The sequence below is a fragment of the Bradyrhizobium sp. URHC0002 genome (assembly GCF_054059515.1).
The window spans coordinates 7,225,692-7,248,475 of sequence record NZ_JBSSCF010000001.1; the positions used below are offsets into that span (position 1 = coordinate 7,225,692).

A 22,784-nucleotide genomic window follows, 5' to 3' on the forward strand; every position below is an offset into this window, starting at 1 on the left:
TGAGCATTGAGCTCAGGCTATCCCGCGGACTGCCTTGTCAGGAATGACAATAAACTGCTATTTTCTGACAATGCCGAAATCGCTGACCATGGTCCTGCTCGCCTATGACGGCTTCCAGCTTCTGGACGTGACCGGCCCTGTCGCCGTGTTCGCCGCCGCCAACCGCGAACTCAAGCGCAACGCCTACAGGGTCGAGGTGCTGTCCCCTGCGGGCGGCGCAGTCGCAAGCGATAGCGGCCTTGCGGTGCAAACCCGCGCGATCGCACGCATGCCCGATGGCCGGATCGACACATTGCTGATCGCCGGCGCCGAAGAGCCCGCGCTGCGCGCCGCAATTGCCAATACGGCGGTTCGCCGCTGGGTTCCGCGCCGAGCTGAAAATGCAAGACGCGTCGGCTCGGTATGTTCAGGCACATTCATTCTGGCCGCGCTGGGATTGATCAACGGGCGGCGGGTGGCAACGCATTGGGAAGCGTGTAACTCGCTGACCGCGCTGTATCCCGGCATTACCGTGGATCCCGAAGCCTTGTACGTCGTCGACGGCAAGATCTGGACCTCGGCCGGTGTCACCACGGGAATCGACATGGCGCTTGCGATGGTCGAAGCCGATTGCGGGGCCGAGGTCGCCAATGCCATTGCCCGGCGCCTGGTGCTCTACGCGCGGCGGCCGGGCTATCAGTCGCAGTTCAGTCCGCTGTTGAATGCCCGCATCCAGGCCGAGAGCCCGTTCGCGGACCTGATCGACTGGATGCAGAACAATCTGGATCGGCCGCTGGATGTGCCGACCCTTGCAGCCCGCGCGGGCTTGGGCGAGCGCAATTTCTATCGCCGCTTTCTCGCTGCAACCGGCAGTTCGCCGGCTCATTTCGTCGAAGCCCTCCGTCTGGAAGCAGCACGCACGCTCGTTGACGGGGACTTGCCGCTCAAAGGTGTCGCAGCCAAGGTCGGGCTGACCCCGATCCGGCTCAACAATGCTTTTGAACGGCGATTTGGCGTAGCGCCAAGACTGTTCCGTGCCATGCACCGGACCGGGCGGACACCGTCGCCTAGTCGATCGGGTGGCCGATCATCGCGGTGAGCTCCTTCACCAGCCGATCGGACATCTGGCCGGTCACCGGGAGCTTGCGGTCGCGCTCGAATTTCGAGATTGCGGCCTGCGTGTCCGAACCGACCGCGCCGGTCGGCTTCAACTGGCCGTAGCCATATTGGGTGAGCGCGCGCTGCACGGAAGCCACGCGGCGCGCGCCGGCGCTTTGCGCGGTGGCCGGAATCGGCGCGGGCGGACGCGCCACATTCGCGGGCGCCGCGGTGGGCGCACCTGTCGACTTGACCACCAGATTGGCCAGTGGGTCAGGGTTCTTGGGGTCAGCGTTTTTGGAATCGCCCCTTGGATCGGCGCTTCTGATCTCGACGTGTCTGGGATCAGCCCCCCTCACCTCGACCGGCCTGATTTCCGGCGGCTCTGAGGCCAGTTCGACCGGGCGCGGGCGCGGCAGCGGGCTCACGACGGCAGCTTGCGGCGCCGGCAGCGTCACCACCGAGCCGAACATCGGCGAGGGATGGCGTCCGGCCTGCAGGAACAGCGCGTTGGCGAGGATGGCGCAGATCGCGGCAGCGGCGAGCAGGCCCGCGACCACGTCTTTCGGACTGCGCAGGAGGATGCGCATCACAAGGCCGCGCTCTTCCTCCACTTCAATCGCAGCCGCCTTCGCGCCGCGACGGCGGCGGCGTGGCATCTCGTCATCGTCGTCAATGCGCCTAGGCACGTTTCTTCACCTGATGGACTTGATCCTGTGATCCGGATCGCAGCGCCGGTTTCAGCGGCGCGACGTTGTTTGAAGGCGTCAGCAGTGGCGCAAAGTCAAGCGGCAAGGCAACAGCTATCGTGGTGCCCTCGCCGACCGTGCTCTGCACGTTCATCTCGCCATTGTGCAATCCGACCAGGCCCTTCACGATCGACAGGCCGAGGCCGGTGCCTTCGTGCTTGCGCTGATAGGTCTTGCCGGCCTGGAAGAACGGATCGCCGATCCGTGCCAGATCCTCGGCGGCGATCCCGACCCCGGTATCGGTGACAGACAGCATCAGCCGCGATCCCTCGACCGCGGCGGAAACCGTCACGCTGCCACCGCGCTCGGTGAACTTGATGGCGTTGGCGACGAGGTTCAGCGCGATCTGCTTGAACGCGCGGGGATCGCCATTCATCACGGGCAAATCCTCCGACGCACGGGTGATCAGATCGACGCCGTTGTCGCGCGCCTTCAGCGCCAGCAAATTGCAGCAGTGCAACAGCGCCGCGCGCGGCGCGAACGGCTCCGGCGAAATTTCGAAATTGCCGGTTTCCATCTTTGAGATATCGAGGATGCCATTGACGACCGACAACAGATGCTGGCCGGAATCGTTGATGAGCTGCGCATATTCCTTGCGACGCGCGGCGTCGATCATCATCGCCTCTTCGTGCACGATCATCTCGGAGAAACCGATGATGGCGTTCAACGGCGTGCGCAGTTCGTGGCTCATGGTAGCCAGGAATCGGGTCTTGGAGGCATCCGCATGCTCGGCTGCGGTGCGCGCCAGTTCGAGTGCCTGCTCCTGGACCTTGCGATCGGTGACCTCGCGCATCACGGCGACGACCTCGGCCTCGAGCGAACCCTGCTCGAGCGGCCGGCAACGCATCTCGACCCAGATAAAATCGGCGGAAATGTTCTGGCCGCGAGCCGCGTCGCGGCGAAGACGGAATTCGACGCGTTGCTCGCTGCCGCGCGCAGCGTCCGACAGCGCCGTGAGGTAGGCCGGACGATCGACGACATGGACGCGGTCGAACAGGCCATGGCCGGTGAGCCGGGCAACCGGCGTGCCGAGCAGCGCTTCCGCCGCCGGCGAAATGAATTCCACGGCGCCGTTGCGGCTGTGACGCGAAATCACGTCGCTCATGTTTCGCGCGAGCAAGCGATAACGGTCTTCCTCCACATAGAGCAACGCCACCGAAGTGCGCGCCAGCGATTCGGCGCTGACGGCCAGTCCCGCCGCATAGAGCGTCGCGGCAGCCACGCCGGCTCCCATCAGGACGGCGCGCAGGGCGGCGTTCGACTCCGGCACCGGCAGGAAGTGAAAATGTCCTAGCGCGATCAGCAAGGCGACGCATGACAGCGCCAGCGCGGAAGCAAACGCGACCACGCGGCGCGAGGCCGACAGCGCGGCTTCCAGCGGAACGACGATGAGCCAGACCGCGGCGAACGATTCGATACCGCCGGTGGTTATGGCAACCATCATGACGAGGCCAGCCAGTGCCAGCGCGGAAAGGATATGCGCGCCTTCGTAGCGGCCGGTGCGCGACAGGAACCAGGATAACAGGATCGGTGCGATCAGCCAGGCGAAGGCCGCGACCTCGAGCGCCGTGGGCGCCCCGCGCATCGCCAGATAGACCGGAAAAGCCGCAAGCGCCACCAGGCTGCCGAGCAGCCGCGGCGCCATGAATGCGCGGTGACGCGCACGCGTCAACGCATCATATCGTGCCGAGGGATGCAGCAAGGCATCGAGACAATCGCGGATGATACTCAAAACAGTCACGGCTCTCGCGCTTCGGCTTGTTCGTCAGACAGACGCGCCGGAACGCCCCCTCAATCTTTGCGTCACCGTGTCAGAGCGAACTTAAGCGAACGCTAAGGCGCCGGGATCGACCGACCAACACCGTGCATTCGCAGGCGTTTCACGCCTCGCACGACGCTCATTCGACCCGGATGGTGAACGACAGGTTACAAGCCGCGATGATCTATGGTTTCGAAATGGTGGATGGGCGAACGGCGCGGACTTTGCGCGCGATGGTGGTCATCAATCGAAAATTTACGCCGAATCGAATCATTGCAATTTTCAGCGAATTTTCGGCGACTTTACCTCAATGCAAACACTTCGGATTTATCGACGGCTGTTAGTCAGGAACAAAGCTGCGGTTTAACTGCAACACAACCATAAGAGACGACCGGGGTCGCGAGATGTTTTTTCTGCTTCGCATGGCATTCTGGCTCGGGCTGGTGCTCGTGCTGTTGCCCAGGGAAAAGACGCCTGAATCGGACAAGGTGCCGCAGGTCGGCGCCTCCGAAGCCGTATCGGCTGCGACCGCCGCCGTCTCCGACATGAGCCAATTCTGCAAGCGCCAGCCGGCGGCCTGCGAGGTCGGCGGTCAGGCGGCGACGGCGATCGGCCAGCGCGCCCAGGATGGCGCCCGCCAGTTGTACAAGATCATCACCGACAAGAAGCCCGTCACCGACACGAAGCCCGTCCCCGACAAGAAGCCCGACCATACCAGCTCGATCGACCCGGCCGACGACGCCGCGGCCGCGTTGCCCGCCGACGCGCTGACGGCAGACGATATGGCGATCGAATGGCGGCTGCCGCAGACGCCATTGGCCGCAAAATAGCGGGCGGAACCGGTTCCATTTCCGTCGCTTTCGTTCGATCCGCATCCTATATAGAGCTTCAAGGAAACGGACGCGGGCCACGATGACGATCGACGAGATCAGGGACAATTTCGAGCTGCTGGAGGAATGGGACGACCGCTACCGGTACGTCATCGAACTCGGCCGCACGCTCGACCCGATGCCGGAGGCCGAGCATTCCGCCGAGAACAAGGTCAATGGCTGCGTCAGCCAGGTCTGGCTCTCCAGGCAGATCGACCGTAGCGGCAACGGTGAACCGCGGCTGAAATATTTGGGCGATAGCGACGCCCACATCGTGCGCGGCCTGATCGCGATCCTGCTGACGCTTTATTCCGGCCGCACGCCGCAGCAGATCCTGGCAACCGATGCGCTTGCCGTGTTCGACGAATTCGGCTTCCGCGACCACCTTACGCCGCAGCGTTCCAACGGCCTGCGCTCCATGGTCGAGCGCATCCGCTCAGACGCGCGCGAGACGCTGGCCGCGGCTTCCTGACGTCCAGAGCTTATATTTGACGCGTTTTCGTGACGCGAACCGGTACCCACCCTCGGATCAAGTCCGAGGGCATGCTTTGCTTGAAAACTATGGACTACTTCCGCTTCCGCGCCTGCTGGCCGAGGCCCATCTTCTTGGCGAGCTGTGAGCGTGCCACCGCGTAGTTCGGCGCCACCATCGGATAATCCGGCGGCAAGCCCCATTTGTCGCGGTATTGCTCCGGCGTCATGTTGTACTGCGTGCGCAGATGACGCTTCAGCGACTTGAAGCGCTTGCCGTCCTCGAGACAGACCAGATATTCCGGGGTCATCGACTTCTTCACCGACACGGCCGGCTTGGCCGGCTCGAGCGGCGTCTCGGGGCGGCCGCTCGACACCCGCATCAGCGCCGCATGGACCTGGCTGATCAGGTTCGGGATTTCCGAGGCCTGGGTCGGATTGTTGCTGAGATAGGCCGATACGATGTTGGCGGTCAGTTCGACGGGCGTCTTGCCGGCGGAATCGGTCATGGCTCAACCTTTTGGGATCACAGAATGCATCCGCCGGCCATACGGTTCGGACAGTATCCAACCGCGCCTATACATCAGCGGTATCTCATACGACTTGGCGAATATCAACGAAGTGCCGGGAAACTGACAGGAACGACGGCGCTTTATTTTCGATAGCCGGCCCCTTGGCAAGTATTGCCGGTTTTACAGCCGCTGGTCGAGATGCGCGCGCAGTTCATCAATCGAGGCGAAGCGCATCATCCCCTCCGGCATCTGGGCTTCGATCGAACCGTCGGAATAGAGCGAATAGGCCATGCCATCGACAATGCCCGATTTCAGCACCGTCACCTCGGGCTGATCCTCGATGTGCACCGGTCCGCCATTGGCTTCTGGGAGCGTCGGGGGCATCCGGCTGGCGCGCCGCGGCAGCGGAATTTCACCGGGCTTTGCGCGTTCCGCTCTCGGCCAGGCATCGTCGAACGATCCCGGGGGCGGTTCGGCCGTGTCGATCGGCGGCACGGTGGGCGGCTTGAGGCGAAGGTCCGACGACAACAGGTCCGGCGGTAGCATCTCGCTGGACCGTACCTGGGCACGCTCGCGCTCTTTTCGGGACGTCGATGAAAACAGCAAATTGCGCTTCGGTTTCGAAGCCGACGGTGGCGGTTCGGGGTGCGTCGGTTCCGGAATCGGATGATCACGCAGGACAGCCTCGTTCTGCCACGGCGGCGGCGCCGCTGAGGCAAAAGCCGGCGGGGCCGCTGGCGAAGAAAAGGGTCCGGAACCGCCGGGCTGCTCAGCGTCCAGGAACCCGCCACCGGCGGAGGCGGAATCCCGCGTCGCGGCAACAGGAACCCCCGGCCGCACCGCAGCCTCCCCGCGCACTTCAGGCACGCCAGAACCGAGCCGCCGCGCGATGTTCTTCAACTCCCGGACCGTCATCCAGAACCCAAGCATGATCATGCCGGTGCAGACGCCGATCATGCCGGCGATGATCAGCGTATTGCCGGTACTGAGTTGGACCCCAATTCCGTATGCGATCGCCAGCAGGCCCGCCAAAATGAGGCCGATCCCGGCGACCAACATAACAAACATCATCGAAGTAACCCCTCAGCCGCGCCCGAAACGCTCGCAAGCCGCCCCACGCCACGATACCGTCATATTGTCCGCACCGCCAACCGCGAATTGCATCCAGGGTTCCGCAATAGCGTCGTTCGGTTACAGGATTGAAGCCGCAGACAAGCATCCGGCCATTCAGGTACCGTTCAGCCCGCTACCCGTAGTCTTACCACCTACCAATTGCTGCCCTTTTGTTGCATTGCATCAGGGATTTAAGGCCACAATTCCCAATACTTGGAAATGGAACTGCGCTATATGGGTACCCGGGGAATGAGGCTCAAGAATATCCAAGCTGGGCCATAGGGGCTGGGTTACCAATCGCCATGTCAGCTATCACGACTTCTGCCCTCGATACGCCCGCGCGGCGCTCGGTGGAGCGGACCTGCGACGACCTTGCCATACTAGCGCTGGCAGTGGTCGCCATTGTCGCGGGCCTGACCTTCCGTGACTACGGGCTGGGCTGGGACGACTACACGCACGCCGAATATGCCGACCTGCTGCTGCGGATGTATGGTTCCGGCTTCAAGGACACCGGCGCGCTGTCGTTCGCCAATCTCTACATGTATGGCGGCGGCTTCGACATGGCGGCGGCCCTGCTGCACAAGATCATTCCGCTCGAACTTTTTGAAACGCGCCGCCTGCTCGGCGCCGTCGTCGGCGTCATCGGCCTTGCCGTGACCTGGCGGCTGGCGCGGCGCGTCGGCGGCCCGCTTGCCGGGCTCGCGACCCTGCTGCTGCTGACGCTGTGCCCGACCTTCTACGGGCACATGTTCATGAACCCGAAAGACGCGCCCTTTGCCGTCTCGATGGTGATCCTGATCCTGGGTCTGGTGCGCCTCGCCGAGGAATATCCCGCACCCTCGCCGCGAACCATCCTGATCGTGGGCCTCGGCGCCGGCCTCTCCATCGGCTGCCGGATTCTCGGCGGGCTGGCTTTGGTTTATGCGATCGTGGGCTTCGTCCCGCTGCTGATCGATGACGTTCGCACGCAAGGCGCGCGCGAAGCGATCCGCCGCTTCGCCCATGTCATGTACGTGCTGCTGCCCGGCCTCGTGGTCGGATACCTGATCATGGGCCTGATGTGGCCGTGGTCGATCATGGAGGCGGACCATCCTTTCAAGGCGCTGACCTATTTCTCGCACTTCTTCGAGAAGCCCTGGAAGGAAATGTTCGACGGCGCGCTGGTCTCGGTGCCTGATATGCCGTGGTCCTACCTGCCGACGCTGTTCGCACTGCAGCTTCCCGAAATATTGCTCACGCTGCTGTTAGCCGGCGTCGTCGGCACCTTCATGTCGCTGTCGCGCGCGGACGTCTCCGCCCGCCGCAAGACCATCTTGCTGATGCTGACGCTGGCGGCCAGCCTGCCGCTGGTGATCGCGATGGTGAAGCGGCCGGCGCTCTACAACGGCATCCGGCATTTCGTTTTCGTCATCCCGCCGATGGCGGTGCTGGCCGGCGTATCGTTCGCCTGGGGCATGAACTGGCTCAAGGTCAATCACCGCCGCTGGCAACCTGCCGCACTTGCGGTGTTCACGTTCGGCCTGCTGTTGCCGCTCAGCGAGATGATCCGCCTGCACCCCTACGAATACACCCATTTCAACCACATCGCCGGCACCGTTCGCACCGCCGACAATTACTTCATGCTGGACTATTGGGGCCTGGCGCTGAAGCAGGCGTCCGATGGTCTGCGCGAAGAGCTGGTCGAACGGCAGGAATCGCCGCCGCAGGGACGGAAATGGAAGGTCGCGGTATGCGGCCCGCAGCGCCCGGCGCAGGTGGCGCTCGGCCCCGACTTCACGATCGGCTGGGACAGCCAGTCCGCCGACTTCGCCATGACGCTGGGCGAGTTCTACTGCAAGGGCCTCACCGCGCCCGTCATGGTGGAAATCAAGCGCGACGACGTCGTGTTCGCGCGCGTTTACGATATCCGCGGCCGTCCGATCCCGACGCTGCTGGCCATTCCGGCGCCTTAGCGACGCATCGCGGCGATAGCGCAACAGCATGACTGCCACGCAGGACGTGCGCCTTGCTGCCCGTCCGGCAGAGGGCTAGGCTCGCTGTCGAAAATCAACAATTTTCAGGAGAAAGCGCGCCATGTCGCCAGCCGAAGCTCGCCTGAAGCAAACTCCGTCCGGCATGACGGACGCCGAGTGGAACCAGCGCGTCAATCTCGCCGCCTGCTATCGCCTCGTAGCACTCTATGGCTGGGACGACCTGGTCGACACCCACATCTCGGCGCGCGTCCCGGGTCCCGATCATCACTTTCTGATCAACCCTTACGGACTGATGTTCGAGGAAATCACCGCGTCGAGCCTGGTGAAGGTCGATCTGCACGGCAACCAGCTTAGCGAGAGCGAATACAGCATCAATCCGGCCGGCTTTACCATCCATTCGGCGATCCACGAGGTGCGCGAGGATGCCGGCTGCGTGCTTCATTTGCATACGCCGGACGGAACGGCGGTCGCGAGTTGCAAGGAGGGCCTGTTGCCGATGAACCAGACCGCGCAGTTCGTCACCCACGACCTCGCCTATCACGACTACGAAGGCGTCGCGCTGGACCACGACGAACGCCCGCGGCTGCAGAAGGACCTCGGCACCAAGAACCACATGCTGCTGCGCAATCACGGCACGCTGACGGTCGGCCGCTCGGTCGCCTCCGCCTTCGAGCGCATGTACCATCTGGAGCGGGCCTGCACGATGCAGGTGCGCACCCGCATGCTGGGCCCGACCGCCTACCCGGTGGAACAGGCCGTGATCGACAAGAACGAACAACTGTTCAGCAATGCCGATTTCGCGGAACGGCGCTCGACCAATCTGGTATGGCCGCCGCTATTGCGGAAACTGGATCGCATCGACCCGAACTACAAGACCTGAGCCGGGCGAGCGCGCGAAAGGTTTTGGCGGCGTGACGGTACTGGTGACCGGCAGTTCCGGCCATTTGGGCGAGGCGCTGATGCGCACGTTGCAGGCGCAACGGCGCGAGACCATTGGGATCGATGTTCAGGCCGGTGAATTCACCCACCAAGTGGGTTCAATCGCCGACCGGGCTTTCGTGCGCCGTTGCATGAAGGGCGCCACGACCGTGTTGCACGCCGCGACGCTGCACAAGCCGCACGTGGCGACCCACAGCCGCCAGGACTTCATTGACGTCAACATTTCAGGCACGCTCAATCTGCTTGAAGAGGCCGCCACAACCGGGGTCACGGCGTTTGTCTACACCAGCACCACGAGTGTATTCGGCGATGCGCTGGTGCCGCCCCCGGGCGAGCCGGCGGCCTGGGTCACCGAAGACGTCACGGCGGTGCCGAAAAATATCTATGGCGTCACCAAGGCGGCCGCGGAGGATCTGTGCCAGCTGTTCGCGCGCAATCATTCGCTGGGCGCCATTGTGCTGCGCACCTCGCGCTTCTTTCCCGAAGAGGACGACCATCGCGCGGTACGCGAGGCCTACACCGACGCCAACATCAAGACCAACGAGTTCCTCTATCGCCGCGTCGACATCGAAGACGTGGTCAGCGCGCATCTGCTGGCCGCCCATCACGCGCCATCGGCCGGGTTCGCGAAATACATCATCAGCGCCACCACGCCATTCGCGCGGCAGGACGCGGCGGAATTGCGCAACGACGCGCCGCGGGTTGTCCGCCGTTACGTGCCGGATTATGAGGCCGAATTCGCGCGGCGCGGCTGGACGATGATTCCAGGCATCGATCGCGTCTACGTCAACGACCGGGCCCGCGCCGAACTCGGCTGGCAGCCACGCCATGATTTCCGCGCGCTGATCGCGCGGCTGCGCGCTGGCGAGGAGTTCCGCAGTCCGCTCGCGCGCGAGGTCGGCAGCAAGGGCTATCACGACCGCGTCTTTGGCGAGGGCCCCTACCCGGTGGAGTGAGGGCGCGAGAAATATCCGGTGGACGAACCGCGTGGATGCGCTAAATTGCCGGTTACATACCTCTATACGTCCGGAATCAAAACGCCGCCCAATCCCGGGCGGCGTTTTTATTTGGGGACGGCGGCATCGCCGGCGTAACGCTCACGTCCCGTCCGGCATCTGTCTTGGGAGTATGATCCTTACGTCAGTTCCCGCGCCGGGTTCGCTGCTCAAGCGAAGCTGGCCGCCCAGGCGATTCGTCACCACGCTATGGACGATATGCAGGCCAAGGCCGGTGCCGCCCTGGTGGCGGCGGGTAGTAAAGAACGGATCGAACGCCTGCCGCCTGACGTCCGGGCTCATGCCGCAGCCGTCGTCGCTGAAGATGATCTCGACATCATTGTCGCCGCATGCGCTCACCTTGATGGCAATACTTCCCTGCTGGCCGTCCGGAAACGCATGCGCGATCGAGTTGAGGAAAAGGTTGGTCAGCACCTGCCCGTAGGAGCCAGGATAGCTGCTGATCGAAAGGCCCTGCTCGCACGCGACGTTCAACGTCACGCCGTGCTTTGGCAGAGCCGGCCGTAAGCCCATGGCGACCTGCTCGGTAAGATCGCCGAGGTCGAACGACCGAAGATCCGAATTGTTGCGGTCGGACGCCACCTGCTTGAACGACTGGATCAGTCCGGCCGCGCGGTTCAGGCTCTCCTGAAGCTGCGCAGAGCCATTGCGCACTGCGTCCACAAACTCGTTAAGGCTCGACCGCTTGAGCGTTCCCTGAGCCGTTTCCGCGGCAAACAATTGGCTTTTGCGCTCCAGCGAGGACGCGACCGTCAGACTGGTGCCGAGCGGATTGTTGATTTCGTGCGCGACACCCGCGACCAGCCGGCCGAGCGCGGCAAGCTTTTCCGCCTCGATCAGCCAGTTCTGAGTCTCGCGCAGATTTTGCAACGCGGCTTCGGCCGCATCCCTGGCCCGCCGCACTTCCCGCTCGCTGCGCTTGCGCTCGCTGATGTCGATATGCGTGCCGATCCAGCCATAGACCACGCCCTGGGAATCGCGCAGCGGAACGACGCGCGTCAGGAACGGGCGGTACTCGCCATCCTTGCTGAGCAGCGACAACTCCGACTCCAGCGCGGTGCCAGTTGCCAATGCCTCGGTCCAACGATTGCCAAGCACCGTATGCCAGGCATGCGGGTTGACCTCGCCGGCGGGCCGGCCCGTGTATTCGTACCAGTGACTGTTGAGCCAGTAGGTCGCGCCGTCGGCGTGCGCCATCCACACCAGTTGCGGAATCGAATCCGCCAGCGTGTGGAACTGACGTTCGCTGGCCCTTAGCGCGGCCTCGGCGCGCTTGCGCTCGGTGATCTCCTCGGCAGCGACATTGACGCCGACGATCTCACCGTCGGCGTTGCGATGCGGGTGCCAGTAGGTGACCCAGAAGCGCTCATCGGTCTGGTCGGCGCGCTGGCCAGCCACCTCGACGCCGGTGACGGGATCGCCGGTACGCATGATCGACTGCACGATGCCTTCGACCGCGTCCGCCAGCGCCGGTACGCAGTCCCGCACATAGCGGCCAAGATGATCCTCAACCGATATGCCGCAGATATCGGTCAGGCGCTGGTTGACCTGGAGGTAGCGGCAGTCCGGCGACAAGAACGCAAGGCCGATCGGCGCAGCGTCGTAGATCAGTTGCAGCGTCGGCTGCCGCGGATCGAACACCTCGTCTGAAAATCGCGGCGGCACGCCGGTCGTGATCGAGGATTGATATGCTGTCATCGGCTGCTATCGGCTTCCATCGCCAATCCTCCCGCGCGCGACGCAACTAAACCCGATACGCTTTTAGAGATATTGATCGCTTCGGAATGCACACCGCCGGGGATCCGGATCATGTCGCCCACCGTCTCGTCTGCCGACGGCAGATCGAACTGGTCCGTATCGACGAGACGGTCATCTGCGGGATTGAACGCCTCAATGAGGTGGCGTGCAATAGTCCCAATAACCCTGGACCTGCCCAGAATTGCCCCAGAACCACCACATTCTGCACTGGCGCGCGGTCGCCGCAATGACGATGCCAAGGGTAGGCAAAGCCAATGTGTCGCACCAACGCGCGCCCGATGACAGGCTCCGCGTGCCCACCCTACGTTATCTCGCGCTCTATTTCGCCTCCGCGAGCGCTGCCAAAATCCGTGCCCAGGAGCGGATGCCCTTGTGGAAGCTCTTGAGGTCATACTTCTCGTTCGGCGAATGGATGTTGTCGTCGTCGAGTCCGAAGCCGACCAGCACAGTGTCGAGGCCGAGCGTGCGCTTGAAATCCGCCACGATCGGGATCGAGGCGCCCGAGCCGATCAAAAGCGCTTCCTTGCCCCACTCTTCCGTCAGCGCGCGCTTGGCGGCGGCAAGCGGCTTCATGTTCCAGTCGAGCGCGATCGCCGGTGCGTTGGAGTGGTCGATGAATTCGGCCTTGCAATCGGCGGGCAAGCGCGCGGTGACATAGTCGCGGAAGGCGTTGCGGATCTTTGCCGGGTCCTGACCCTCCACCAGGCGGAACGAGACTTTTGCGGAAGCCTCCGCCGGGATCACGGTCTTGGAGCCCTCGCCGGTATAGCCGCCGATGATGCCGTTGATGTCGCAGGTCGGACGCGAGGACACCTGTTCGATCAAGAGGCGGTCCTTCTCGCCGGCAGGAATGGAGAGGCCGATCGGCTTCAGGAACGACTCCGGCGTGAGATTGAGGTTCTTCCACTGCGCCAGGATGTCCGGCGGCAGGTCCTTCACGCCGTCGTAGAATCCGGGAATGGTGATGTGGCCGTTCTCGTCGTGCAGCCCGCCGAGAATATTGGTCAGCACCCGAATCGGATTGCGCGCGCCGCCGCCGAAGATGCCGGAATGCAGGTCGCGATTGGCGGCCTTGATCTTGACCTCGTCATAGACGAGCCCGCGCAGCGAGGTGGTGATCGCCGGCGTGTTCTGGTCCCACATGCCGGTGTCGCAGACCAGTGCGAAGTCGGCCTTGAGATCGTCCTTGTTCGCTTCCAGGAACGGCACGAAATTCTTCGATCCGATTTCCTCTTCGCCCTCGATCACGATGGTGATGTCGACCGGCAGCGATCCCGTGACCTTCTTCCAGGCGCGGCAGGCCTCGACGAAAGTCATCAACTGCCCCTTGTCGTCCTCTGCCCCGCGCGCAACGATGATCTTGCGGCCGTCGGCGTGGTCGGTGACCACGGGCTCGAACGGCGGGCGGTGCCAGAGGTTCAAAGGATCGACCGGCTGCACGTCGTAGTGGCCGTAGAACAGGACGTGCGGACGGCCGCCGGCGCCGCCATTGGCTTTGGCGACGATCGCGGGATGCCCCGCCGTCGGCCTCACCTCGGCCTTGAAGCCGAGCGTCGCGATATCTTTCGCAAGATGATCGGCGGCCGTCTTGCAATCGCCGGCGAAGGCCGTGTCGGCCGAGATCGACTTGATCCGCAACAACGCAAACAGCCGCTCGAGGCTGTTGTCGAAATCGGCGTCGATGTGATCGAGAACCGGCTGCATTTTTGCGTTGGACATGGCTGGATTATCCTTGAGGTTACCCTTGGCTGTAAGCCTTGTTGTTGGCGTCAAGTTGTAGCTCGCCCGTGGCCTGAGGCAAGGCAACATCCGCGGCAGGCGGATGCAATATGTGCCAGACCAGCCCTGCCGTCAGCAGGATGGTGGCGGCGAGATTATTGCCATAGGCCTGCAGGTCGATCGGGAACAGCGGAAGCGACAGGAACAACAAGCCGCCCGCGACGGCGAGCAGCGCCCATGTGCCGGTTCTGACCGCAGGCCTGGGATCATAAGCGGCGCGATGGGCCAGCACGGTGATCGGAAAGAACAGCCACAGAAAGTAATACTGGCGAGCCAGCGGCGAAGCGACCGTCATCAGACAGAACAGGATGCCAAGCTCCTCGGCATCCGACCGCTCGGTCCGGCGCGTGGCCTTCGGCATCACGGCGAGATATCCGAGCCCTATCGCCAGCGAGATCGCCAGCACGATCCAGTTCGCCGTCCTGAAATCGAGATTGGCGACATTCATCGTGCGCACCGGCTTGGACGGATCGTCCTGATTATAGTTCACCGGCCGCGTCAGCCGGTGCGTCACCGCGATGATCGACTGATTGACCCACGACCAGTTCTGCTCGTCGCGCTGTCCGAACCCCTTCTCCGAACTGGTCCCCACCATGCCCTGGTACCAGGTCTTCAGCTCCGTGACATTGTGCTGGAAGCCGCGAAACGGTGCCGGCAGAATGAACAGAAACACGCCTGTCAACATCAGCATGCTCGCCGCTGCCGCCCACTGTCTTCGCCACACTAGATAAGGCAGCACCGCCACTGGAAACACCTTGATGGCGGTGGCCAGCGCAAACATGCTTCCCGCCATCCAGCCACGATGATCGCGCAGCAGCCAGAACCCGTAGAGCATCAGCGCCAGCAGCACGAGATTCGGTTGACCGAGATCGAACATGTCGAACACGAAGGTGACGGTGACGAGGCCAGGCAGCGCTTCCAGCCACGGTCCGGGCTTCCGCCCCGATCCCGCCATCGCGTGCGAGAATTGCGCCGTCATCCACCACGCGACGATGTTGAGGAACGACAGGCACAGATAAAGCGGGATCTTGCCGAACCAGCTCGGGATCGCCAGCAGCACCGCCGACAGCGGCGGATAGATGAATTCAAAATAGCCGCCGGGATTGTCGGGGTAGAGATTCCTGCCGTGCAGCACCTGCTGCCCCGCCCAGAACCATAGCGGATAGTCCTTGGTTTTGCCGTTGGCCCAGATTTCCGGGACCAGTACGTCGGCCGTCAGCGCGATGCAGCAGGCCAGAAACAGAAGATCGAGCGGCGCTCGCAACGATGGATATCTCAGCACGCGCTCGTTCCGGAGGTCAGAGGGAGATCGCAGCTCTACCGCCGCAGCAAGCCGCCGAGCGCGCCCCGCACCAGCGCGCGCCCAACCGAACTGCCGAGCGATCCGCCGACCGATTTGCCGAGATCGGCGACGATGCCGCCCACCACCTTGTTGGTGACGGACCGCGTAACGTCTCGCGCAATCACCTGGCCGGTCGACATCCTGCCGCGCTTGACGTTGGTGCCGAAGATCGTGCCGACGATCGATCCGAGCTGGCCGAGAATTCCGCCGCCGGCAGCGCCACCATCCTGCCCACCCGCAGGCGCCGCCGTTCCCGCCACGCGCTTCTGCAGCATCTCATAGGCAGATTCGGCGTCGATCGCGGTGTCATATTTGCCCTTGAGCGGGCTCTTGCTCATGATCGCCTTGCGCTCTTCCGGCGTGACCGGCCCGATCCGTGCGGTCGGCGGACGGATCATGACGCGCTCGACCATGGTCGGCGTGCCGCCGCCTTCGAGGAACGACACCAGCGCCTCGCCCTTGCCGAGTTCCATGATGACGCGCGCGGTGTCGAGCTTGGGGTTGGGCCGGAAGGTCTGCGCCGCCGCTTTCACCGCCTTCTGGTCGCGCGGCGTAAAGGCACGCAACGCGTGCTGCACGCGACCGCCCAACTGGGCCAGCACCTTGTCCGGCACGTCGATCGGGTTCTGTGTGACGAAGTAGACGCCTACGCCCTTGGAGCGGATCAGGCGGACCACCTGCTCGATCTTGTCCATCAGCGCGTCCGGCGCATCGTCGAACAACAGATGCGCTTCGTCGAAGAAGAACACCAGTTTCGGCTTCGGCAGGTCGCCGGCTTCCGGCAACTCTTCAAACAGCTCCGACAGCATCCACAACAGGAAGGTGGCGTAGAGCCTCGGGCTCTGCATCAGTCTGTCGGCGGCAAGGATGTTGATCATGCCGCGGCCGTCGCTGTCGGTCTTCATGAAATCCTTCAGCGTCAGCGCCGGCTCACCGAAGAATTTTGCTGCGCCCTGGTTTTCCAGCACCAGAAGCTGGCGCTGAATGGTCCCGACAGTTGCCTTGCTGACATTGCCAAAGCTCTGCGCGGCCTTCCGGATGTCGGCGAGTTCATCCTCCTCGGCATCCGGCCCCTTTTTTCCGCCGGCTGGCGCGATCGCATCCAACAGCGACCGCAGATCCTTCATGTCGATCAGCGTCAAGCCGTTTTCATCCGCCACACGGAATGCGACATTGAGGACGCCTTCCTGCACGTCGTTCAGATCGAGCATCCGCGACAGCAACAACGGGCCCATCTCCGTGACCGTGGCGCGAACCGGATGGCCCTGCTCGCCGAACACGTCCCAGAACACCGTCGAGAACTGGTCGGGCTGGAAATCGAGGCCCATCTCCTTGGCGCGCTTGAGGATGAAATCCTTACCCTCGCCGACTTCGGAGATGCCGGACAGGTCGCCCTTGATATCGGCCGCGAACACGGGAACACCGGCGCGGGCAAAACCCTCCGCCATCACCTGCAGCGATACGGTCTTGCCGGTTCCGGTTGCTCCGGTGACGAGGCCATGCCGATTGGCAAGCGCAAGCGCAAGCCATACCGTTTCTTCACCTTTGCCGATGAAAATCTTCTCGTCGGTATCGGCCGTCTTGTTATCGGAGGTCACCATTGCATCGCCTCTTCGCGCGTATCGCGCAGGTTTGATTGGCAATCATATCGCATCCTGGCTTCGGATTGAAACCGTTCGCGGCGCACATATGAGTATTCACCCACCTCGACATCTCTGCTTCTCATACTTTTCCGACCTTAGAGAGAAAAAAGCGGGAACGCAGCGCAACAAGTAAGCGTGAATCGGCACCAAGTCTTGCATTGCTGCAACACTCGGCGAATCAAAATCATCTCGATGGGGGTGGGTCGCTTGTATTTCAGAACGCAGGCGCTCAAGATCAATTTTAGGCAAGCGGCCAATCAAACGGCTGGTTGGGGACGGGGCAAATATGGACGAACTGATTGGACGGCTGGCCTCCAAGGCCGGCATCGATAGCGCTGTCGCTGAAAAAACCATCGGCATCGTTCTGGGTTTTCTCCGTAACGAGGGGCCCTCCGACAAGGTTCAGGCCCTGATCGACCAAATTCCGGGTGCCGAGGCTGCGATTGCGGCCTCCAGCAGCAATGGCGGCTTCTCGCGGCTGATGGGCGGCGGAGTAATGGCGGTGGGCACCAGGCTGATGGCGCTTGGTCTGGGCATGAGCGAGATTCAAAACGTGGCGCGTGAACTATTCAGGTTCGGCCGCGACAAAATCGGAGCGGATCAGATGGGCGAAATCATTTCAGGGACGCCGGGCCTCAGCCAGTTCGCATAATTCGCGCCTTGGTGAGCAGTTCGGCCTCAGCACATTCTTTTTTCATCGAGTATCATGACTTATCCCCTTTCCGAGATCGAAGGCCTGACCGCCTACTCTGCCTCGAAACTGAAATCGGTGGGCATTCGCACCACCGAGGCGCTGCTGGAGGCTGCCCGCACGGTGAAAGGGCGTAAGGCGCTCGCGACGAAGACCGGCATCAGCGAACAGCAACTGCTCGAATGGGCCAATTTTTCCGACTACATGCGCATTCCCGGCATGGGCAAGGCCAAGGTAGGCCTGGTGCGCGCGGCCGGCGTCACCACGGTACGCGAACTCGCGCTCCGCAATCCGGCGCGACTGGCCCAGAACATGAAAGACGTAAATATCCGGCGCAAACTTGTCCGGGTTTTGCCTTCGGAAAGATCAGTCGAGCAACTGATCGAACAGGCGCGCAGGCTGGCGCCGAAGATTAGCTACTAAAGCCGTCAGGCTGCCCGCGGAGACCGGCTCTCACGCCTTGACTCGGCGGCGCGGACCGCGCAAATCGACCGCATGATCGCAGCCAAGCCAAGCCCCACCGCCACAACCGGTCCGGCCGGTCAACCGGTGCTGTCTGCGCTGCTGTCCATGCCTTATCCGGCGGTGATGGGCGTACTGAACGTAACGCCCGATTCATTCTCGGACGGCGGGCAATTTGCGGCCCCCGAACCCGCGCTGGCCCAGGCCCGGCGGATGATCGCCGAGGGCGCTGACATCATCGACATCGGTGCGGAATCCACCCGGCCCTATGGGTCGGAACCGATCTCGGCGGAAGAAGAATTGCAACGCCTGCAGCCGGTGCTGCCCGAAATCGTCGCGCTCGGCATTCCCGTGTCGATCGACAGCATGAAATCCGCCGTCGTCGCCTGGGCGCTCGATCAGGGCGCCGCGATCGCCAACGATGTCTGGGGCCTGCAGCGCGATTCCGGCATGGCTGGCCTCGTCGCCGAGCGCGGCGCGCCCGTCATCATCATGCATAATCGCGATAGCGCCGATCCCGCTGCAGACATCATGCAGGAAATCGTCGACTTCTTCGCGCGTTCGCTCGACATCGCGGCGAAAGCTGGAATTTCGCCTGACAAGATCGTGCTCGATCCAGGCATCGGCTTCGGCAAGACGCCGGAGCAAAGCATGACCGCGCTGGCACGGCTCGGCGAGTTGCAGTCGTTCGGACTTCCACTGTTGGTCGGCGCCTCGCGCAAGCGTTTCATCAGCACGGTGACGCCGTCGGAGCCGCATCAGCGCCTCGGCGGCTCGATCGCCGCGCATCTGTTGGCGGCCCAGAACGGGGCGCGGATCATCCGGGCGCATGACGTCGCCGAAACCGTACAGGCGCTGCGCGTCACCGCCGCAATCAGGGAACAGGGATGAGCGATACGATCTTCATCACCGGCGTCGTCATCCATGCCCGCCACGGCGTGATGGAGCACGAGACCGAAGTCGGGCAGCGTTTCGTCATTGATCTCGAACTTGCCGTCAACCTGTCGGAACCCTCACGCACCGATCACCTGTCCGACACCGTATCCTATGCCAGCGTGGTGGCGACCGCGACGGCGGCGTTCAAGAATACCAATTACAAGCTCCTGGAGCGCGCCGCGGGCGCCGTGGCAGACGCGATACTCGCGGCGTTTGCGCGCATCGATGCGGTCAAGGTCACCGTGCACAAGCCGCATGCGCCGATTGCCGCGATCTTCGAGGATGTCGGCGTGGTGCTGACGCGCAAGCGGCAATCGCCCTGACATGGCGGACGTGCTGATCGCGCTCGGCGGTAATGTCGGCGACGTCCGCGCGACATTCAACAAGGCCATTTCCAATATTTGCGGCATGACACAGGCCGCCCTGCTCGCGCGTTCATCCGACTACACCACCCCGCCCTGGGGCGAGGAACAGCAGGCGCCGTTCACCAACGCCTGCATCGAGATCGAAACCAGCCTCGACCCGCATGCGCTGCTGTTCACGCTGCACAAGATCGAGAAAAAATTCGGCCGCGACCGCGCGCGTGAGACACGTTGGGGTCCGCGCACCCTGGACCTCGATTTGATCGCCTATGACGATGTCAGGCTCGACAAGCCGGAACTGACGCTGCCGCATCCGCGGGCTTTGGAGCGCGCCTTCGTGCTGGTGCCGCTGGCCGAAATCGCGCCCGACCGTGTCATTGCGGGACGCCGCGTCGCCGACGCGCTGGCGCAGCTTTCGACCGAGGGTATCCAGCGGTTGCCCGACCTCGATTGACCCCGAAAGACCCAAACAACCGTTTGGCTTGGCGGCCGCCCCGTGGCAATTTCCGGCCAAATCGAGAGACGACCAGGGAATAAATAGCCCGGATGACCAATATTGATGAGCTGACATTGGCCGCGGAGTTTCCGCAAGCGACCTACGAGGACTGGCGCAAGCTGGTCGACGGGGTGCTGAAGGGCGCGCCGTTCGAGAAACTGATCAGCAAGACGTCCGACGGGTTGAAAATCGATCCGATCTATCGCCGCGCGAAAGGAGCCGCGCCGGTCGCCGGCCGTGCTGCGGCTGCGCCCTGGCAGATCATGCAGCGGATCGATCATCCCGATGCAAAAGCGGCCAACGCACAGGCACTGCACGATCTGGAGAACGGCGCGACGGGACTGACACTCGTATTCGCCGGCGCCAATGGCGCCCATGGTTTCGGACTGGATCCTTCGCCAGAGGCGGTCGCGCAGGTTCTCGACGGCATTTATCTCGACGCCGGGATCGGCATCGAGCTTCAGATTGGCCCGCAGTCGCGAATGGCCGCCATTCACGTGGCGGAATATATCAAGCGCAAAGGCATCGATCCCGCCGCCTGCGACATCCGCTTCGGGCTGGACCCGCTTGGGTCCTGTGCAGTCTGGGGCTTCAGTCCCTACAGCTGGGAAGAGATCGCGCCCGCGGTCACGGGCGCGATCAAAGGCCTCGCCGCGATGGGTTTTAAGGGCCCGCTCGCCGCCGCCGATGGGCGGGTGATTCATGATGCCGGCGGATCGGAAGTGCAGGAACTGGCATTCGTGCTGGCCGCGGCCGTTGCCTATCTGCGTGCGATCGAACAGGCCGGGATTGCGCTCGAAGATGCGCAAGGCAAGGTCTATGCGCGGCTCAGCGCGGACGCCGACCAGTTCCTGACGCTGGCGAAATTCCGGGCGCTGCGGCTATTATGGGCGCGGATCGAAGAGGCCTGCGGTCTCACGCCCAAACCGCTGTTCATCGCGGCCGATACCGCCTGGCGGATGCTGACGCAGCGCGACGCCTACGTGAACATGCTGCGGGCGACGATGGCGACCTTCTCCGCCGGCCTCGGCGGCGCCAACGCCATCACCGTATTGCCGCACACGCTGGCGCTGGGTCTGCCCGATCCGTTTGCGCGGCGTGCCGCGCGCAACACGCAACTGGTGCTGCTGGAAGAATCCAACCTCGCCAAGGTGAGCGATCCCGCAGCCGGCTCTGGCGGCATCGAAACACTGACAAGACAGCTTTGCGAATCCGCGTGGTCGCTGTTTCAGGAGATCGAAAAGGCTGGCGGCATCTTCGCCGCGCTCGAACAAAATCTGATCCAGCGCAAGGTCGCCACAACCCGCGCTGCCCGCGAGGCCAATATCGCCAAGCGACGTGACGTGCTGACGGGCGCGAGTGAGTTTCCGAACCTGCATGAAGCTGAGATCGCCGTGCTCGATGCGACGCCGGTGGTGCTGCCGCCCTATGGCGAGGCAAAGTTCAAAGTTCGATGCGGTGGCGCCGATGCGGCTGGCCGCGCCGTTCGAGGCGCTGCGCGACAAATCGGACGAAGAGCTCAAGACATCCGGCATGCGGCCAAAGATATTCCTCGCCAATCTCGGCACTGCCGCCGACTTCACCGCGCGCGCCACCTTCGCCAAGAGTTTTTTCGAGACCGGCGGCATCGAGGCGATCGATACGCAAGGCTTTGCCGACCCGGCGGCGCTCACGACCGCGTTCAAGGGGTCCGGCACCGCTATTGTTTGCCTTTGCTCGTCCGACAAGGTCTACGCGGAACACGCGGCCGCCGCCGCAAAGGCCCTTCAAGCCGCCGGCGCCACGCATATCTATCTGGCAGGGCGGCCCGGCGAACAGGAGGCCGCGTTGCGCACGGCTGGCGTCGGCGATTTCATCTTTGCCGGCGGCGACGCGCTGGCGATGCTGCGGGAAACCTGGCGGCGCATGGAGTGAGCATGACGGAGAACAACCACAAGACGGTCCTGACCGGCGGCTGCCAGTGCGGCGCCATCCGCTTTGCGCTGTCGGTGCCGCCGCCCAAGGTTAGCATCTGCCATTGCCGGATGTGCCAGAAAGCATCGGGAGCGCCCTTCGCCTCGCTCGCCGATATCGAGCACGAACACTTCACCTGGACCCGCGGCAAGCCGGCGACGTTTCAGTCCTCCTCCATCGCCGAGCGCGCTTTCTGCGCAGCCTGCGGCACGCCGCTGACCTACCGGCTGATCGATGGCCCCCGGATCGAGATCATGACCGGCGCGTTCGACCGCCCCGACCGGGTGGTGCCGACGCGGCAATTTGGAACCGAATCCCGGCTCGGCTGGGTGGTCGGCATCGCCAACCTGCCGAGCCAGACCACGCAACAGAATTACGGGCCAGAGAAGATGGCGACGATTACCAGCCACCAGCATCCGGACCATGATTGAGCCCGCGATCCATGCGCATCGGAATGAACCTTCGGGGGGACCTAGCGAAGCTCGACGACGCCGAAATCGCGTCGAGATATGAGGCGCTGATCCGGGAAAAGGAAGTGAGAATTCTGGAAGCGCCGAAATACGCCAGACACAGGCTGCTGGACCGCCTCTGGACGATCCTATTCGGCCGAGGGCTGTTTCATGCTCGGATCTTCTACAAGATCAACGCTCTGATCTTTGGAGGCCTCGCCGCACTGAAAGGTCACGAACTGCTTATGCCCTCAGACTACAATGCTTACCTCTCGGAATGTGAGTTGAAGGACGTAACTGACGAAATGAAACGACGGATTGCGCTGCGAAAAGCGCAAACAGCTAGCTGAGCCGAGCGGATTTGGCTGGTTATCAGGGGCGGCAAGCGTGGTAGGATTGGCCAATGTTTCGGTGTTTGGCAGACCTTGTGATCAA

The 22,784-nt window shown here is 63.2% G+C and carries 22 protein-coding genes and 2 pseudogenes; 15 read left to right on the forward strand and 9 right to left on the reverse strand.

Going from position 1 to position 22,784, the window contains the following annotated elements; translation table 11 throughout:
• Positions 1 to 43 precede the first annotated feature (43 nt).
• Entirely contained in the window at positions 44 to 1,078 is a 1,035-nt protein-coding gene (locus ACVWVY_RS35175; RefSeq protein WP_456630689.1) for a GlxA family transcriptional regulator, read from the forward strand.
• Here ACVWVY_RS35175 and ACVWVY_RS35180 read toward each other — a convergent pair.
• Both ACVWVY_RS35180 and ACVWVY_RS35185 read right to left on the reverse strand, forming a co-directional pair.
• Positions 1,047 to 1,766 (reverse strand): peptidoglycan-binding protein, encoded by a 720-nt coding sequence (locus ACVWVY_RS35180; RefSeq protein WP_456630690.1) that lies wholly within the window; start codon positions 1,764 to 1,766, stop codon positions 1,047 to 1,049. The genes ACVWVY_RS35175 and ACVWVY_RS35180 overlap by 32 nt on opposite strands.
• The gene (locus ACVWVY_RS35185) at positions 1,759 to 3,567 is read right to left on the reverse strand and encodes an ATP-binding protein (RefSeq protein ID WP_456630691.1); all 1,809 of its coding nucleotides are present in this window, start codon (positions 3,565 to 3,567) and stop codon (positions 1,759 to 1,761) included. Before ACVWVY_RS35185 ends, ACVWVY_RS35180 begins: the two co-directional genes overlap by 8 nt.
• A gap of 122 nt (positions 3,568 to 3,689) precedes the next feature.
• Here ACVWVY_RS35185 and ACVWVY_RS35190 point away from each other — a divergent pair, with 122 nt between their 5' ends.
• The 3 genes from ACVWVY_RS35190 (at position 3,690) to ACVWVY_RS35200 (ending at position 4,926) form a co-directional block, all read left to right on the forward strand.
• Entirely contained in the window at positions 3,690 to 3,929 is a 240-nt protein-coding gene (locus ACVWVY_RS35190; protein ID WP_456630692.1) for a hypothetical protein, read from the forward strand.
• Positions 3,930 to 3,989: 60 nt separating this feature from the next.
• Positions 3,990 to 4,415 (forward strand): DUF5330 domain-containing protein, encoded by a 426-nt coding sequence (locus ACVWVY_RS35195; protein ID WP_456630693.1) that lies wholly within the window; start codon positions 3,990 to 3,992, stop codon positions 4,413 to 4,415.
• Between the two features lie 82 nt (positions 4,416 to 4,497).
• A complete protein-coding gene (locus tag ACVWVY_RS35200; protein ID WP_456630694.1) occupies positions 4,498 to 4,926 on the forward strand; it encodes a SufE family protein in 429 nt (142 codons plus the stop codon).
• Positions 4,927 to 5,020: 94 nt separating this feature from the next.
• Here the strand turns inward: ACVWVY_RS35200 and ACVWVY_RS35205 are convergent, their stop codons facing one another.
• Together ACVWVY_RS35205 and ACVWVY_RS35210 are read right to left on the reverse strand one after the other, a co-directional pair.
• On the reverse strand, positions 5,021 to 5,434 hold the full coding sequence (locus tag ACVWVY_RS35205; RefSeq protein WP_057854862.1) for a MucR family transcriptional regulator: 414 nt from the start codon (positions 5,432 to 5,434) through the stop codon (positions 5,021 to 5,023).
• A 183-nt stretch (positions 5,435 to 5,617) separates the two neighbouring features.
• Positions 5,618 to 6,508, reverse strand: coding sequence for a DUF308 domain-containing protein (locus ACVWVY_RS35210; protein ID WP_456630695.1), 891 nt, complete (start codon positions 6,506 to 6,508; stop codon positions 5,618 to 5,620).
• Between the two features lie 344 nt (positions 6,509 to 6,852).
• Between ACVWVY_RS35210 and ACVWVY_RS35215 the strand changes: the two genes are divergently transcribed.
• From ACVWVY_RS35215 to ACVWVY_RS35225, 3 genes are all read left to right on the forward strand, one after another.
• Positions 6,853 to 8,502, forward strand: a complete 1,650-nt coding sequence (locus ACVWVY_RS35215) for a glycosyltransferase family 39 protein (RefSeq protein ID WP_456630696.1) — start codon at positions 6,853 to 6,855, stop codon at positions 8,500 to 8,502.
• A 121-nt stretch (positions 8,503 to 8,623) separates the two neighbouring features.
• The gene (locus ACVWVY_RS35220; RefSeq protein ID WP_456630697.1) at positions 8,624 to 9,403 is read left to right on the forward strand and encodes a class II aldolase/adducin family protein; all 780 of its coding nucleotides are present in this window, start codon (positions 8,624 to 8,626) and stop codon (positions 9,401 to 9,403) included.
• Positions 9,404 to 9,434: 31 nt separating this feature from the next.
• The gene (locus ACVWVY_RS35225; protein WP_456630698.1) at positions 9,435 to 10,418 is read left to right on the forward strand and encodes an NAD-dependent epimerase/dehydratase family protein; all 984 of its coding nucleotides are present in this window, start codon (positions 9,435 to 9,437) and stop codon (positions 10,416 to 10,418) included.
• A 141-nt stretch (positions 10,419 to 10,559) separates the two neighbouring features.
• On the opposite strand, the gene ACVWVY_RS35230 is transcribed toward ACVWVY_RS35225, so the two are convergent.
• From ACVWVY_RS35230 to ACVWVY_RS35250, 5 genes and pseudogenes are all read right to left on the reverse strand, one after another.
• Entirely contained in the window at positions 10,560 to 11,675 is a 1,116-nt protein-coding gene (locus ACVWVY_RS35230; protein WP_456632391.1) for a sensor histidine kinase, read from the reverse strand.
• Positions 11,676 to 11,792: 117 nt separating this feature from the next.
• A pseudogene (locus ACVWVY_RS35235) lies at positions 11,793 to 12,176 on the reverse strand (PAS domain-containing protein); the annotation flags it as partial.
• Between the two features lie 378 nt (positions 12,177 to 12,554).
• On the reverse strand, positions 12,555 to 13,955 hold the full coding sequence (locus ACVWVY_RS35240; protein WP_456630699.1) for a M20/M25/M40 family metallo-hydrolase: 1,401 nt from the start codon (positions 13,953 to 13,955) through the stop codon (positions 12,555 to 12,557).
• A gap of 19 nt (positions 13,956 to 13,974) precedes the next feature.
• Positions 13,975 to 15,297: a glycosyltransferase family 87 protein gene (locus tag ACVWVY_RS35245; RefSeq protein ID WP_456630700.1), complete on the reverse strand. Its 1,323-nt coding sequence runs from the start codon at positions 15,295 to 15,297 to the stop codon at positions 13,975 to 13,977.
• A 35-nt stretch (positions 15,298 to 15,332) separates the two neighbouring features.
• The gene (locus tag ACVWVY_RS35250) at positions 15,333 to 16,958 is read right to left on the reverse strand and encodes a helicase HerA-like domain-containing protein (protein ID WP_456630701.1); all 1,626 of its coding nucleotides are present in this window, start codon (positions 16,956 to 16,958) and stop codon (positions 15,333 to 15,335) included.
• Positions 16,959 to 17,286: 328 nt separating this feature from the next.
• On the opposite strand from ACVWVY_RS35250, the gene ACVWVY_RS35255 reads away from it, so the two are divergent.
• From ACVWVY_RS35255 to ACVWVY_RS35290, 8 genes and pseudogenes are all read left to right on the forward strand, one after another.
• Positions 17,287 to 17,652: a DUF2267 domain-containing protein gene (locus ACVWVY_RS35255; RefSeq protein ID WP_456630702.1), complete on the forward strand. Its 366-nt coding sequence runs from the start codon at positions 17,287 to 17,289 to the stop codon at positions 17,650 to 17,652.
• 54 nt (positions 17,653 to 17,706) lie between these two features.
• On the forward strand, positions 17,707 to 18,114 hold the full coding sequence (locus ACVWVY_RS35260; RefSeq protein WP_456630703.1) for a DUF4332 domain-containing protein: 408 nt from the start codon (positions 17,707 to 17,709) through the stop codon (positions 18,112 to 18,114).
• Positions 18,115 to 18,186: 72 nt separating this feature from the next.
• Complete coding sequence (folP, locus tag ACVWVY_RS35265; protein WP_456630704.1) at positions 18,187 to 19,044, forward strand: dihydropteroate synthase; 858 nt, start codon at positions 18,187 to 18,189, stop codon at positions 19,042 to 19,044.
• Positions 19,041 to 19,412, forward strand: a complete 372-nt coding sequence (gene folB, locus ACVWVY_RS35270; protein WP_456630705.1) for a dihydroneopterin aldolase — start codon at positions 19,041 to 19,043, stop codon at positions 19,410 to 19,412. The genes folP and folB overlap by 4 nt, the downstream gene beginning before the upstream one ends.
• Position 19,413: 1 nt before the next feature.
• Entirely contained in the window at positions 19,414 to 19,905 is a 492-nt protein-coding gene (folK, locus tag ACVWVY_RS35275) for a 2-amino-4-hydroxy-6-hydroxymethyldihydropteridine diphosphokinase (RefSeq protein ID WP_456630706.1), read from the forward strand.
• A 92-nt stretch (positions 19,906 to 19,997) separates the two neighbouring features.
• Positions 19,998 to 21,861: pseudogene (locus ACVWVY_RS35280) on the forward strand (methylmalonyl-CoA mutase family protein).
• Between the two features lie 2 nt (positions 21,862 to 21,863).
• Positions 21,864 to 22,331, forward strand: a complete 468-nt coding sequence (locus ACVWVY_RS35285; protein ID WP_456630707.1) for a GFA family protein — start codon at positions 21,864 to 21,866, stop codon at positions 22,329 to 22,331.
• A gap of 11 nt (positions 22,332 to 22,342) precedes the next feature.
• Entirely contained in the window at positions 22,343 to 22,699 is a 357-nt protein-coding gene (locus ACVWVY_RS35290) for a hypothetical protein (RefSeq protein WP_456630708.1), read from the forward strand.
• The last annotated feature ends 85 nt before the right edge of the window (positions 22,700 to 22,784 follow it).

What these genes read in the sequence shown, in the direction of transcription:
- ACVWVY_RS35175 (WP_456630689.1), top strand. Translation starts at nt 44, where the DNA reads ATGACAATAAACTGCTATTTTCTGACAATGCCGAAATCGCTGACCATG.
- ACVWVY_RS35195 (WP_456630693.1), top strand. Translation starts at nt 3,990, where the DNA reads ATGTTTTTTCTGCTTCGCATGGCATTCTGGCTCGGGCTGGTGCTCGTG.
- ACVWVY_RS35200 (WP_456630694.1), top strand. Translation starts at nt 4,498, where the DNA reads ATGACGATCGACGAGATCAGGGACAATTTCGAGCTGCTGGAGGAATGG.
- ACVWVY_RS35205 (WP_057854862.1), bottom strand. Translation starts at nt 5,434, where the DNA reads ATGACCGATTCCGCCGGCAAGACGCCCGTCGAACTGACCGCCAACATC.
- ACVWVY_RS35210 (WP_456630695.1), bottom strand. Translation starts at nt 6,508, where the DNA reads ATGATGTTTGTTATGTTGGTCGCCGGGATCGGCCTCATTTTGGCGGGC.
- ACVWVY_RS35215 (WP_456630696.1), top strand. Translation starts at nt 6,853, where the DNA reads ATGTCAGCTATCACGACTTCTGCCCTCGATACGCCCGCGCGGCGCTCG.
- ACVWVY_RS35220 (WP_456630697.1), top strand. Translation starts at nt 8,624, where the DNA reads ATGTCGCCAGCCGAAGCTCGCCTGAAGCAAACTCCGTCCGGCATGACG.
- ACVWVY_RS35230 (WP_456632391.1), bottom strand. Translation starts at nt 11,675, where the DNA reads ATGGCGCACGCCGACGGCGCGACCTACTGGCTCAACAGTCACTGGTAC.
- ACVWVY_RS35240 (WP_456630699.1), bottom strand. Translation starts at nt 13,955, where the DNA reads ATGTCCAACGCAAAAATGCAGCCGGTTCTCGATCACATCGACGCCGAT.
- ACVWVY_RS35250 (WP_456630701.1), bottom strand. Translation starts at nt 16,958, where the DNA reads ATGGTGACCTCCGATAACAAGACGGCCGATACCGACGAGAAGATTTTC.
- ACVWVY_RS35255 (WP_456630702.1), top strand. Translation starts at nt 17,287, where the DNA reads ATGGACGAACTGATTGGACGGCTGGCCTCCAAGGCCGGCATCGATAGC.
- ACVWVY_RS35260 (WP_456630703.1), top strand. Translation starts at nt 17,707, where the DNA reads ATGACTTATCCCCTTTCCGAGATCGAAGGCCTGACCGCCTACTCTGCC.
- folP (WP_456630704.1), top strand. Translation starts at nt 18,187, where the DNA reads ATGATCGCAGCCAAGCCAAGCCCCACCGCCACAACCGGTCCGGCCGGT.
- folB (WP_456630705.1), top strand. Translation starts at nt 19,041, where the DNA reads ATGAGCGATACGATCTTCATCACCGGCGTCGTCATCCATGCCCGCCAC.
- folK (WP_456630706.1), top strand. Translation starts at nt 19,414, where the DNA reads ATGGCGGACGTGCTGATCGCGCTCGGCGGTAATGTCGGCGACGTCCGC.
- ACVWVY_RS35285 (WP_456630707.1), top strand. Translation starts at nt 21,864, where the DNA reads ATGACGGAGAACAACCACAAGACGGTCCTGACCGGCGGCTGCCAGTGC.
- ACVWVY_RS35290 (WP_456630708.1), top strand. Translation starts at nt 22,343, where the DNA reads ATGCGCATCGGAATGAACCTTCGGGGGGACCTAGCGAAGCTCGACGAC.